12 protein-coding genes and 1 riboswitch are annotated in these 13,679 nt (G+C 33.7%); of the genes, 3 read left to right on the top strand and 9 right to left on the bottom strand.

What is annotated here, in order from left to right; genetic code table 11:
- Positions 1 to 214: 214 nt before the first annotated feature.
- Positions 215 to 1,180: an arsenic resistance protein gene (locus MKY00_RS09795; RefSeq protein ID WP_016717196.1), complete on the top strand. Its 966-nt coding sequence runs from the start codon at positions 215 to 217 to the stop codon at positions 1,178 to 1,180.
- Positions 1,181 to 1,235: 55 nt separating this feature from the next.
- Here MKY00_RS09795 and MKY00_RS09790 read toward each other — a convergent pair whose 3' ends face one another.
- The 3 genes from MKY00_RS09790 to topB form a co-directional block, all read right to left on the bottom strand.
- Positions 1,236 to 2,453, bottom strand: coding sequence for an MFS transporter (locus MKY00_RS09790; protein ID WP_016717195.1), 1,218 nt, complete (start codon positions 2,451 to 2,453; stop codon positions 1,236 to 1,238).
- Between the two features lie 109 nt (positions 2,454 to 2,562).
- Positions 2,563 to 2,668, bottom strand: a riboswitch (SAM riboswitch).
- 133 nt (positions 2,669 to 2,801) lie between these two features.
- Positions 2,802 to 4,049, bottom strand: coding sequence for a DUF4153 domain-containing protein (locus MKY00_RS09785; RefSeq protein ID WP_016717194.1), 1,248 nt, complete (start codon positions 4,047 to 4,049; stop codon positions 2,802 to 2,804).
- Positions 4,050 to 4,318: 269 nt separating this feature from the next.
- The gene (gene topB / locus MKY00_RS09780) at positions 4,319 to 6,463 is read right to left on the bottom strand and encodes a DNA topoisomerase III (RefSeq protein WP_000766743.1); all 2,145 of its coding nucleotides are present in this window, start codon (positions 6,461 to 6,463) and stop codon (positions 4,319 to 4,321) included.
- Between the two features lie 333 nt (positions 6,464 to 6,796).
- Between topB and MKY00_RS09775 the strand changes: the two genes are divergently transcribed.
- Positions 6,797 to 7,372 (top strand): hypothetical protein, encoded by a 576-nt coding sequence (locus MKY00_RS09775; protein ID WP_016717193.1) that lies wholly within the window; start codon positions 6,797 to 6,799, stop codon positions 7,370 to 7,372.
- Between the two features lie 10 nt (positions 7,373 to 7,382).
- On the opposite strand, the gene MKY00_RS09770 is transcribed toward MKY00_RS09775, so the two are convergent.
- Positions 7,383 to 9,023 carry a multicopper oxidase family protein gene (locus MKY00_RS09770; RefSeq protein WP_016717192.1) on the bottom strand — a complete coding sequence of 547 codons (1,641 nt, stop codon included), beginning with the start codon at positions 9,021 to 9,023 and terminating at the stop codon, positions 7,383 to 7,385.
- A gap of 117 nt (positions 9,024 to 9,140) precedes the next feature.
- Positions 9,141 to 10,424: an aminopeptidase P family protein gene (locus tag MKY00_RS09765; RefSeq protein ID WP_016717191.1), complete on the bottom strand. Its 1,284-nt coding sequence runs from the start codon at positions 10,422 to 10,424 to the stop codon at positions 9,141 to 9,143.
- A 189-nt stretch (positions 10,425 to 10,613) separates the two neighbouring features.
- Between MKY00_RS09765 and MKY00_RS09760 the strand changes: the two genes are divergently transcribed.
- Positions 10,614 to 10,844, top strand: coding sequence for a DUF896 domain-containing protein (locus MKY00_RS09760; protein WP_000789787.1), 231 nt, complete (start codon positions 10,614 to 10,616; stop codon positions 10,842 to 10,844).
- A 47-nt stretch (positions 10,845 to 10,891) separates the two neighbouring features.
- Here MKY00_RS09760 and MKY00_RS09755 read toward each other — a convergent pair whose 3' ends face one another.
- From MKY00_RS09755 to MKY00_RS09740, 4 genes are all read right to left on the bottom strand, one after another.
- Positions 10,892 to 11,371: a CcdC family protein gene (locus MKY00_RS09755; protein ID WP_016717190.1), complete on the bottom strand. Its 480-nt coding sequence runs from the start codon at positions 11,369 to 11,371 to the stop codon at positions 10,892 to 10,894.
- Between the two features lie 15 nt (positions 11,372 to 11,386).
- The gene (locus MKY00_RS09750) at positions 11,387 to 11,782 is read right to left on the bottom strand and encodes a DUF2871 domain-containing protein (protein WP_016717189.1); all 396 of its coding nucleotides are present in this window, start codon (positions 11,780 to 11,782) and stop codon (positions 11,387 to 11,389) included.
- Positions 11,783 to 11,929: 147 nt separating this feature from the next.
- Positions 11,930 to 12,325, bottom strand: a complete 396-nt coding sequence (locus MKY00_RS09745) for a cytidine deaminase (protein WP_000358526.1) — start codon at positions 12,323 to 12,325, stop codon at positions 11,930 to 11,932.
- A gap of 33 nt (positions 12,326 to 12,358) precedes the next feature.
- Positions 12,359 to 13,660 (bottom strand): pyrimidine-nucleoside phosphorylase, encoded by a 1,302-nt coding sequence (locus tag MKY00_RS09740; protein ID WP_001983022.1) that lies wholly within the window; start codon positions 13,658 to 13,660, stop codon positions 12,359 to 12,361.
- Between the last annotated feature and the right edge of the window lie 19 nt (positions 13,661 to 13,679).

Genomic DNA, 13,679 nt, shown 5'->3' with positions numbered 1-13,679 from the left:
ACCTTAAGGAAAGTTAATTAAAACTTTTTGTTATTTAATTACCTTATGTAAGTGATTGTAATATAGTCACTTACTTTAGTCAAGTAACTTTTAATAAAAAAATAAATCTCAAATTAAAAACATTTACTAAAATACAATTGAACACCAAATTACAGCCTTATTACTTGTATAATAAAATTAGAGAGGAAAATTCATATTTAGAAAGGATTCATTCATGAGCACGATAGAAAAGATTCAAACTTTTATTATTCTTTTTGCTGTTACATGCGGCATCATACTTGGACAATTTAATGTTATACATATGTATTCAGACAAATTTATTGTTCCCTTTTTATTTTTCATGCTATATGGATTATTCCTCAGCATCCCATTAAAAGAAATAAAAAATGGATTTCGCAATTTAAAATTTGCTGGAACAAGTCTTACTATTAACTTCTTATGGACACCTTTACTCGCTTGGGGATTAGGAGCACTATTTCTTTCAGATCACCCTGCGCTTTGGGTTGGATTTATTATGCTAATGGTTACTCCCTGTACAGATTGGTACTTAATCTTTACTGAAATAGCAAAAGGTAATGTAGCACTTTCTACAGCGATTTTACCAGTAAATTTAATTTTGCAAGTACTACTACTTCCCATTTATTTATTTTTATTCGCTGGTGTTATGAAGACTGTAGCGGTTTCTGTTTTAGTAGAAAGTATTGTTATCGTAATCGTCTTACCATTTTTACTTGCACACGCTACAAAATTCATTATGAATAAACTGAAAAAAGCTGAAACGCTCGAGAATAAACTCATTCCGTTTTTCAGCTCTGCCCAAATTGTATTTTTAAGTTTAGCAATCGTAGCGATGTTTGCATCACAAGGTAAATATTTACTACAAAATATGAATGTCGTTTTATTATTACTCATTCCTGTTCTATTGTTCTTCATCATTAATTTTGTACTAGGACAATTTATCGGGCGCGTTATGCGTTTATCTTATAAAGATACAGTAAGTCTAAATTTAACAACGTTAGCAAGAAACTCGCCTGTTGCACTTGCTATTGCTGTAACAGCTTTTCCAAATGAGCCTCTTATTGCACTTGCACTCGTTATTGGACCGTTAATTGAGCTACCAGTACTTGCTTGTGTTTCACAGGTGTTGTTACTTATTAAGAAAAAACGACAATACGCATAATAAAAAACGTCCCGTAATAGGACGTTTTTTATTTTTGAAAAATTTCATACAACACTTATTTCTTATGTATCAATACAAATGAAATAACCGAAACTACAAACGTAATAATCCCAATAATAATAAATATAATAGACGCGGAAATTGACTCTAGGGAATATCCAGTTATTGCAATTCCTATCGGAGTTGATACTAGTAATAACGAATTTAAGAAACCGAAAAATCTTCCTTGCACTTCATTTGGAATTAACTTTCTATACAACACTCCAAAATATACATTACTTACTCCAAATGCAATTCCTGACAGGAAATAATAAACTGAAAATAATATCGGATTTAACGTCGTACCCATTGCCGCATTAAAAATTCCCATAATCGCAGTACATATAAAAGCAGTCGTAATCGTTTTATATGTACGAATCTTTTTCGTAATAAATGCTCCTATTAAAATCCCTATCGGTGATGCCGCAAAAACTATACTATACCATCGCGTAGAAAGATTCATTTCTCTAACAACTATTACTTGCAGTGAAAGTATACATGCTGCTCCAAGTAAATTAATGACCGCAGCGCTCATTAGTAATGTCTTCAACGATTTGTTACTATTAATAACAGAAAATCCCTCTTTAAAATCTTCATAAAAAGGCTTCTTCTTCTCTACTTTTAATTCACGTGGAAATTTGATTCTCATTAAAATTAAAAATGATACAACAAATGTAATTGCATCTAATAAAAATACTCCATGAAAATTAAAAATACTAATTAAAAAGCTAGCCATTAAAGGAATGGCGACCGATATGATTTGTATTGATATTTGCCTCAGCGTAATCGCCTGTTGAACATGCTTTTCTTCCACATATGTTACTAACGCTGCATTTGAAGCTGGAGTAAATAAAGCACTCCCAATTGAACGTATGATAAGTAAAATTAGTAACGGAATGTATAGCATTTTATTATAAAATGCTATAACTGCAATTAAAATCATAACGATACATCTCATAACATCCGCAATTATCATAAGCTTTCTTCTCGACATTCGATCTGCTAACGTTCCTGTTACAGGTGCAAATAAAATTGCCGCCGTTGCAATTGCAATATTTACCCCCGAAACGAGTAATGGCGAGTTTGTTAAATTCATTACCCATAACGGTAAAACAAGTGTAACCATAGAATTACCTATTAAAGAAATACAACTTGCTAAGAAAAAATAAGAAAAAACTTTATTACTCCATATACTAGAGCTATTCTCTTTTATATTACTAACTCCACTTTTCACTGTACTCTCCCCTCTACTCACATATTCTTCTTCTCCTTCTCTTCGTCACCATCCTTTAAAATACAAAAAACCTTCTTCAAAATAAGAAGAAGGTTTACTTATAACCATCTTCTTATCTTTTAGGACTTTTAGATCCTACAGGATTTAGCACCTTTATATAACATTAGGTTGCTGAGGCTTCGAAGGGCCAGTCCCTCCACCTCTCTTAATAAGAAGTTTTTATTCCATTATCTGAATTTATTATATATTACATCAAAATGATTTCAATATATTTCTCGATGCAGTTAAAAGAGGATGACATCTATCATCCTCTTTTAACAAATTTGTCGTTACATTAACAGTTCCTTTCTAATTAAAAATTAAAGGAAACGTAAATATAACGAAAGCTGCCCAAAGTCCGTAAATTGGCAAATACTTCGTAACAGCATCTTGGATAGCTGTCGGTCCTGATTTGTTTTGCAAGAAACGCATATAGGAAAACATAATCCAAATGAGATTTGCCCAAATCAGTATGTTTACTCCTAAAACAGCAAGTCTATTAGGTGTAATACCGTAAGAAGAAAGTCTGAATACGATGGCTGATAATGCTACAGTGTCAATAATAAGTGCCAGAACAATTAAGGCGAAATTTATATAATCTGAAATGCTCTTTTTCTCGTCTGAATCACTCTCAACGATAGAAAATATAGTAACAGCCAATACACCAAGGAGTATTCCGTTAAAGGCCATTAGAAAATTACGATCCAAGAATGGATTTTTCCCGACCCAAATTACCGTTATAAGATAAATAAACAATGTGATCAAGACAAGCGGACTAAAAATTTTAGATATGTATGGCGTAATATTTTTAGCAAGTTTAAGATTCAATGATACTAAGTATGCAGCCACTACAGCGAGAGCGGCAGCTCCAAATAAAACAACATTACTAAAATAGAACTCTCCTATATCCAAATCAACAAAGCTAAATAATCGCATGGTGAATATTGCTAGTATCATTCCACTCACTGCCATGCTCGCATAGAGAAGGCAATATTCTAAATTAAATTTAATATACGCTAATCTTGTACTGCCTTTTGAATATTCATTTCCCGTAAACGCAAGTCCCAATAAGACCCATAGCAATATAGGAAGATGTAAATACGCAAGGATACTGCTGTCTTTATAATTTAATGGCAACATATTGAGATACAACCCGACAATTAGGAACAACGCTGCAAGGGAATAAATAATACTTTTTTTCGGAGTATTATTGTAAACAAAATAAGCAGCGATAAAGGGAATTACACCAAAAGCCAAGTTAATTGGAGCAATTGCTTCCTGCTCAACAAAGTGGAAAATGATTCTCGTGCTTAGCCCTGCTAAAATAGCTAGCATGCCCATGAATAAGAAACCTTTTTGAAACAGCGATACTTTTTCTTTATTTGCCGTCTCCTTGAAATGTAATCTTTCATACCAAGCAGCTAGAACCTGCGAATCAAGATTTTCATCCCACGCTTGTGAGAATGACTTTCTAAAAGCTTTCGGGTCTTTTCTATACATTCTCTCCAACTCATGAGGGTTATCCATATTTTCAATAATCAAATTGTGATCGTTCATAGTTTTACCTCCTCTAATAAAAAACAGTGTTGTTACCTTTCTATAAAAAGCACCTCACTGATTTATCACGATATTGATTTTAATACAAAATTTATTGTTTTACAATAAATAATTATCAATTATAAAGATTTTTTTATTGTATATTTTATTTCAAATAAAAATAAATAGCACTCCTTATTCAAAAAAATATCCTATAGTATAGACTTTTTTAAGTGTCTATTCTATAGGATACATTTTAATTATCATATTTTTTTATTTGTTGAAACAACTTAATTCTCAAACACAAAATTAATCTTATTATCTTTCCACTCTAACTTCGCATCAAATGTTTTTTCGCCCTTTTTAAATCCTTTAATTAAATCGGTCTTCTCACCTTTTAAAAGCTTAGTCATATTCTTTTGTGAAATTGTTTTGCTTAATATTTTCTTCGAGATGGTAAAATCACATTGTGTGGTGTTGTAATTAGAACAGCCGTAAAACGTTGATTTATCAATTACATCGCCATCACATTTTTTACAGCTACCAACCTTTTTACCTGTTGTAAATTTCGATCCTTTTCGCTCAATCGATTCAACATGTAATCCAGTGAAATCCCACTTCTCAGACATTTCCACCGCATCTTCAATAATTTTAGCTGATAATTTTTTCGTTTGTTCCATAAAAGTTGCTGGTGATGCTGTACCTTCCCCAATTTCCGCAAGGCGCTGCTCCCATTTTGCGGTCATTTCTGGTGAAGCCAGTATTTTATCACCGATTGCGGTAATTAATACTTTTCCTTTATCGGTCGCATACACTTGGTTTTTCTTCACATCTATATATTTACGGTCTTTCAGCATCGTAATAATTCCAGCGCGAGTCGCTTCCGTACCTAAACCTTCTGTTTTCTTTAATACTTTCTCAAGCTCTTCGTTCTCTAAATACTTACCTGCCGTTTTCATTAACGTAATAAGTTGTCCTTCTGTATAACGCTTCGGTGGTTGTGTTTTTCCTTCTTTCACTTTCACCTTTACAACTTTTCCTTCTTCACCTTCAGCTACAATTGGAAGAATGGTTTCGTCATCTTTATCGTCTTGGAAAATAACTTTACGCCATCCTTCTTGAATTTGCTGTTTTCCTTTTGAAATAAATTCAGCACGTTCATCTACAAGCGTTACAATCGTTGTATAGTCAAAGATTGCAACTTCATAATGAGCGGCAATCAGTCTTCTTACGATCATATCGTAAATTTTCTTTTCATCACCTGATAATTTGCTTGGGTTTGTAACTTGCTCTGTCGGAATAATGGCGTAGTGATCTGTTACTTTCTTTTCATTCACATAACGCTTATTATTCATAATCGATTCAACCGGAGCTGGTAATAAACCTTTATATTCATCAAACTGACTTAACTTCTGTAAAATATCAGGGAATGTTGCCGCTTCACCTTGTGTAACATAGTTGGAATCTGAACGAGGATAAGAGACAATTCCTTTTTGATATAGTGCTTGCGTTATATCAAGCGTCTTTTTCGGTGAGAATTTAAATGCTTTATTTGCCGTTGCTTGTAGTGATGATAAGTTAAATAAAAGCGGAGGCTGAAATTCTTTACGCTCCGTTTTCATTTCCTTCACTACTGCTGGTTTACCTTGGCAAAATGCCGCAATTTTATTCGCCATATCAGGGTCTTTTAAGCGGGATTCACTATCCTTCTCCCATTTCCCCTCATACTTCTTTCCTTCTATATTAAAGGTTGCGAACACTTCCCAGAACGGCTCTGACTTAAAGTTTTCTATTTCCTTTTCACGCTTTACGATTAACGCGAGTGTCGGTGTTTGTACACGACCAGCTGAAAATACATCATTCATTCCTTTTTTCTTTAACAAAATACTAAACACACGTGATGCATTCATACCAACAACCCAATCCGCACATGACCTTGTATACGCCTCATAGTACGTATTGATTGTATCTGATTCGTCAAGCAAGTTTTTAAATCCTTGATAAATAGCTTGTTTCGTTAAAGATGAAATCCAAAGACGCTTCATCGGCTTTTGCACGTTACAAAGATTAATAATGTTTCGTACAATTAATTCCCCTTCACGCCCAGCATCGCCCGCGTGAATAATTTCTGTTACTTGAGGATTATGTAACAGCTGTTTCACAACATTAAATTGCTTATACTTTGACTTTGTTACTTCAAATTGAAAACGCTCTGGAATCATAGGTAACGTATCAAGTGACCATTTTTTCCACTCTGCGTGATAATGTTCTGGATTACATAACTGCGTCAAATGACCAATTGCCCATGTACAGTACGCTCCATTTGGAAATAACTCATTTGCTTCTACTTCTAAATAACCATCTTTCCGGCGATATTTAAACTGTGAAACAAGAGCCAAACCTTGATCTGGTTTCTCGGCAATAATTAATTTCATTTTATAACTCCCTATCTGTATTCCAGTGTTACTTTCGTTGTCTATCTGTTTAGAAGCGATGATAAAACAACAATCTTATTTATCATTCGCGGGTTACTCCCTGTAATGGGATAACTATAATATTATACGCTTATTCTTTATGGCTTCACAATAGAAACTCTTCATTTAACTCTTACATTCACATGCTCATAATTAAAAAGACGTCCCAAAAAATCAGGAGCCTTCTTACTCACATTAATTAAATTGTGCAGATAATATGCAGATTTAAATACGCATGATTTCTCTCCATATGAACATATGATGAAATGAACGATAAGACAGGGAGGTATCATGATGTTTGCTTATACGTTAACTGCCTTAACACTTTGTTGTATCTCGATTATTATCACATCATATATTTCTAAACATAACGGTACCCTAATGGAGTATATGGTATTTATTATGTCTTTTAGTATGAGTATCGGTTTAAGCATAGGATTTTATTTAGGTATTCTTTTTAAAGGAGAATTACTCTATTCTACTTTGCTTGCGATTTCGATTAGTGGTTGTATCGGTTTTGTAGTTGGTCTACGTTTTCACCTATATACTGCTTTAGAAGGCATGTTCTCTGGATTAATGGCAAGTATGATGGGAGCAATGATTACAGAAATGTTAAATGCTCAACAAGCTCACAGTATACTGTTTATTAGCCTTTTACTTACGATAACAATAACTATGTCATGTATCATTCAAATTTTATCAGAAACCTTTTCTACTTTTATCCAACAGCGTTTTTTGTTATTACTTTCAATTAGTGTGGTAATTATCGTGGCCGTATTCGTGACATTCCCAGATCATACTCCCCCGCCTTCACCCGGGCATGATCAACATATAGCACCGAAAATGAATAAGCAGCTATCCATAGGATAACTGCTTCCTATTATTCTGGCTTATTAGGAATGTTTGGGTTTGGAACATAGTCAGATTTATAATCTGTATATTTCACTTCCGTTACCATCCCTGCTGAAGCATGATGTAAATCGTGACAATGGAACATCCAATCACCCGGATTGTCTGCTACAAAGGCTACTTCATACTCTTCTCCTGGTTTTAAGTTCAAAGTATCTTTCACAATTGGAGAACCTTCTATCGGTTTTCCATCTTTACTCAACACCTGGAAGAAGTGACCATGTAAATGCATTGGGTGATCGTCCATTTTAGAACGATTCACCAATTTTACTTTTACTAAATCACCCTTTTTCACTGAAATTGGGTCGATATCCGGAAATACTTTTCCGTTAATTGTATATACCATTTCATTTCCATTCATTTGCATATTTAAGTCCATATTATATGTGGTAGTATACTGCTGATTTAACGTGAAACCACCAAGTTTTTTAGCACCATATGCCGTCATATCTAATTTCGGTAGTTTTTCTTTTTTGTTTGCTTTATCTTTCATCTCTTTACTACCTTCATATTCAATAACAACTTTCATGCCTTTTGCACCTTTATTTTCTGAATGATCTTCAACATACCATTTCCCAAGATTATTAGCAGTTAATTCAATATCATAACGTTCACCCGGTGCAATTGAAATAACTTGATCCTTTATAAGTTTTGGATCGTTTATTGGTTGACCATCTGTCGCAATAACTTTTATATCATGACCGTGAACATGTATATCATGTAATAGATAACCAGCATTAACGAGTCGAAGACGAACTTTATCTCCCTTATTCACTTTTAATGGTTCTACTAAATCCCCGCTTTTACCATTGATTGTGAATAAATCATACGTACTCATATCATGACCTTCCATCTTCATATTTCCATGGCCCACTCCTGCCATATTGCCTGAATCTTTTTTATCACTGCCCATGTCCATATCAGAATGATCCATGCCTTTCATATCATCATTCTTTTTCGTATTTTCATTATCCTTAGATTTATTACCTGTTTGCCCTTTTGTCATTTCTTTTAACTGCTTATTAATTTCCTCTTTACCTGTTATCCATTCATCTAACATTAATGTGTAATCTTTATCATACTTTTCATTTGTATCTTCTACAATAAGCGCTCCATACAACCCTCTATCTAATTGATTTACAGAATCTTGATGTGAATGATACCAATACGTTCCTGGGACGTTCGCTTCAAATTCGTAGGTAAAACTTTTTCCAGGTTCAACCGCATCTTGTGTCACGCCTGGAATTCCATCCATATTATTTGGGACAGGATATCCATGCCAATGAATAGATACTGGTGCAGATAATTCATTTTTTAATGTCACTTTCACTTGTTCACCTTTTTTCACCCGAATTTCTGGACCAGGAGATGAGCCATTAAATGTCCAGACTGGAACAATAACACCGTTACCTAACTTTTGCTTTTCTTCTCTCGCTATTAAAGTAACTTCTGGTCCTTTTTCAACCTTCAATGGTTTTGTAGCTGTTTCAGTCTGTGATGTTTTTTTATCTTTCATATTTTTATGATCATTTGTTGTATTTGTAGTCGCAGAACATGCAGCAATTAAAAATATTACAGAGACTGTAACAACTGTTAATACAAATTGCTTCATGGAAAATCCCTCCTTTTCTTTTTCAAAATCATTGTAGAAGATGATTTTCAAGAAAATATGGAGATTTAAAATGAACAAAATAAAAAGGCGCTCAAAATTGTGCACCTTTTCTACTTATTATTTCGTAACAACTTCATCTTTTTTTACATGTACATTATTTTCTCTCATAAACGCTTCAATCTCTTCAACTTCTCTAATGATATCTTTTGACAAGTTTTCATGTCCGTCTTCCGTTACAAGAATATCATCTTCAATACGAATGCCAATTGCTTCTTCTTCAATATAAAGACCAGGTTCAATTGTTATAACCATACCTTCTTCTAACACTCTATCTTTATATGTTCCTACATCATGCGTATCTAAGCCAAGGAAATGGCTCACACCATGATAATAGTATTTTGATAACTCTTCATCTTCTTGAATTAAACCAATAGCTTTACACTCTTCTGCTAGTACCTTTTTTGTATGCTCATTTAATGCAGAAAACTTTACTCCTGGCTTAATGAGTTCTGTTGTTTCTTTCAATGCTTTTAATACGATATTATACATTTGTTTTTGGCGACTAGAGAATGTTCCATTTGCCGGGAATGTATAACTAATATCAGCATTATAGTAGTCTTTTTGAGCACCTAAATCTAGTAATACTAAATCACCATTTTGAATTTGCGCATCATTATCTTCATAATGAAGAACTGTAGCATTTTTCCCACTTGCCAAAATTGTATTGAACGCATGATGTTTAATGCCAGATGATTTCAATGTGAAATCAAACTGAGCTTCTAATTCATACTCCATCATGTCTGCTTTTGCATGCTTAAGTACGTTATAAATGCCCTCTTTCGTTACAGCAATCGCTTCTTTCATAATTTCAATTTCTTCTTCTGTTTTAAACACTCGCAATTCACAAATATTCGGATATACATTACCAATTGTTACGTGTGGATATTGTTCTCTTACATGTTTAGCAAATGCTAGCGTTTTTGTCTCCGTACCATTCCACTCACGACGCTCTAAATCTAAATAAAGATGCTTCACATTTTCAGTGAAAAGTACATTTGACATTGTCTTTTCAAAGCTATCTAAATATACAACTTTCTTTATACCTGAAATTTTCTCTGCTTCTTCGTTAGAAACTGTTTTACCGACCCACTTTTCCATTACTGGATCTGACTTTTCAATGAAAAGTGTTTCCTCTACACTACCTCCAACCTTCTTCAACATGAAAATAACATTTGGTTCATCGATTCCTGTTACATAGTAAAAATTTCGATTTGGCACAAATTTATAATGTGCATCGGCTGACATATGAGGTGCTTGTCCAGCAAATAAAATAGTAATGGATTCATCTGGTAATGTGTTTACTAATCGTTCTCTATTTTGAGCAAAAAATGTTGATTTCATAATAATCCCCCTAGCGTTCTATGTATGATTAAAAAAATAATTATCTAATCAATTCATTTTATTATTGTTACAATTTTTCGTCAATTTTTAACCTTTTTTGATGGTGTTGACATAATTAAAATTACACGTTAAAATAACTATACATTAGTAAGTAACTAATGTAATTAACTTTAACTAGAGGTGAAACAAATGAAAAACATTTTATTCCGTATTAACGAATTATCAAAAAAAGAAAAAGTATCTGGATTAACAGTTGATGAAAAACAAGAACAACAAATGTTGCGTCAAAACTATACACAAACATTTCGTGGAAGCCTAGATTCCATTTTATTAAACACAAAAATTGTGGATCAAAATGGTCATAACGTTACACCAGCCGCATTACAAGATGCTCAAATACGTTTAAAATTAAGCAAATGAGTTCCGCGCTAAAGAATTTTAATAAAACATAAAAAGAGCTGGATTTCCTATTTAGAAATTCCAGCTCTTTTTATTGTCTTTTCTAATCTAGTAAACGAACTATACATCGCAATTCTCCATGCCACAATCATGGCAAATGCAAGTAAGAAAAACATTCCACTTAACTCCGCTAAATCAATCGATTGACTTAAATATGATTTCAACGCTACTCGTACAGCTAATAGCCCGATTAAAATAAATATAAATGCTTTTGACGGTTTCATATATATTTGTTCATTTCTTATCTCAAACTTCGTTGTTTTTATAAGAAATATGGAGAAAATAAGCCCTGCAATAATTGCTTCTATTATTTCTAACGACGTTAATCGGAATTCCGGTAAAAAGTACATCATTGCTCCAGTACTCATAAAAATTGGCGGCAATATTATTTTCTTTTTCGTTACCGGCTTTTTCGCTGCTTTAAAGCGAAGAAACATGACACCAACAGCCATACAGACTGCTACAATACTTGATAAAAGTGCTATCATACTTTCTACTCCTATCTATTTAACAGACTTTTTGAGCAAAATCATAAACCAAACGAGCCCGATACTTATAATAACATGACCTAATCCAGCCATATGGCTTAAACCGTTAAAGTCAGTTCCATTTACTTGTAGAAGACCTCTCCATAGCATTGTAGCAATAGTAAAAAGTAATCCTACATTATAAACAACAAACCACGCACGAAAACTCTTTGTTTCTTGTACATGAAACACTTTACATAAAGCTAAAGCAATTAAAAAGAATACGAAACCGAGCACTAATACATGTGTATGCACCAATTGCAACATTGTCGATCCTTTAATTCCTTGTGCTTTCGTATACTCTCTTGCAAAAACTCCTGATAATAAACCGATAATTAAGTAGCTGAATGCTGCATTATATAATTTCTTCATTCTATTCCTCCTGCTGTAAACTTTCCATTATTCGCTGCAATCATTTTACGCAAAGTTTATGAACGGAATATGAACAAAATATTACATTCAACATTTAAATATAAAAAAACCATTCCACAATTCATATTTGTGGAATGGTTTTTCAAATTATTTTAAATCTTCTATCGAGAAAGCACCTGGAAGTAATTGCTCAACAGTCACTTCTTTTTCATCGCCTTTTACATTCGTTAGTAATACAGGCATTTTCGGTTCACAGAATTCAGCAATTACTTGTCTACAAGCACCACACGGTGAAATCGGTCCGTCCGTTTCTCCTGTGATAACTAAGTAACTAAAATCGCGTTCACCTTCTGATACTGCTTTAAAGATCGCTGTTCTTTCTGCACAGTTACATAAACCGTAAGAAGCATTTTCTATGTTACAACCAGTATAGATTTTCCCTTCTTTCGTAACTAACGCTGCACCAACAGGAAATTTCGAATACGGAATATATGCTTTTTCTAACATTTTATTTGCTTCTTCAATATATTTTTTCTTATCCATATTATTTCCTCCTTAAAGTAAGTGTAATGATGATTAGTCAGTAATAACTGTATGCACTAATTTAGGAGCTACTGCTGTTTCAGCGATAGAAATGTTCTCATAAATTTTAGCTTTTACATCTTCTACATTTTCGCGATTTGCGTAAATCGTTACGAACGGCTCGCCTTCTTTTACTGCATCGCCCACTTTTTTACGTAACATTAACCCTACTGCTAAATCAATTTCATCTTCTTTCGTTGCACGGCCAGCACCAAGTAGCATAGCTGCGATACCGATTTCATCTGCAACAATGTTAGAAATAACACCTGAAGTTTTAGCAGGTACATCAATTACATACTTCGCTTGTGGCATTTTTTCTGGATTGTCTACAATTGAGCTATCTCCGCCTTGATTACTTAAGAACTCTTTAAACTTCTCTGTTGCTTTTCCGTTTTTCATAACTTCAATTAACATTTCACGCGCTTCTTCTAATGTATTTGCTTTTTTCGCAAGTACAACCATTTGACTTCCTAATACAAGTACTAATTCTGTTAAATCTTCTGGACCTTCACCTTTTAACGTATCAATCGCTTCTTTCACTTCTAGTGCGTTACCAATCGCAAATCCAAGCGGTTGTGACATATCTGAAATAACAGCCATAGTTTGACGTCCTACATTATTTCCGATACGTACCATTGCATGTGCTAATTCTTTTGCATCTTCTTCTGTTTTCATAAATGCGCCAGCACCTGTTTTTACATCAAGTACGATTGCATCTGCACCAGCTGCAATTTTTTTACTCATAATTGAACTTGCGATTAAAGGAATTGAGTTAACCGTTCCGGTTACATCGCGTAATGCATAAATCTTTTTATCTGCAGGTGTTAAGTTTCCTGTTTGTCCAATAACAGCTACTTTGTCACGGTTTACAATATCAATGAACTGCTCTTTCGTAATTTCAACGTGGAATCCTTCTACCGCTTCTAATTTATCAATTGTTCCACCTGTATGTCCTAAACCACGACCAGACATTTTTGCTACTGGCACATCTAAAGCAGCTACTAATGGTCCTAATACTAATGTTGTTGTATCACCAACACCACCAGTTGAATGTTTGTCTACTTTAATTCCTTCAATTGCTGATAAATCGATCGTTTCTCCAGACTCTACCATTGCCATCGTTAAATCTGCGCGTTCGCGATCTGTCATATCTTTAAAGAAGATTGCCATTGCAAGTGCACTCACTTGATAATCAGGAATACTTCCGTCTGTATATCCATTAATAAAGAATTTGATTTCTTCAGTCGTTAATTCTTTACCGTCACGTTTTTTCGCAATAATATCTACCATTCTCATTACAATCACCATTCCTTTT

This window comes from Bacillus sp. FSL R9-9834 (genome assembly GCF_038006905.1).
Lineage (GTDB): Bacteria > Bacillota > Bacilli > Bacillales > Bacillaceae_G > Bacillus_A > Bacillus_A pacificus.
The sequence above is the reverse complement of the archived record's forward strand: the minus strand, read 5'-3'. Positions and strand labels throughout refer to the sequence as shown.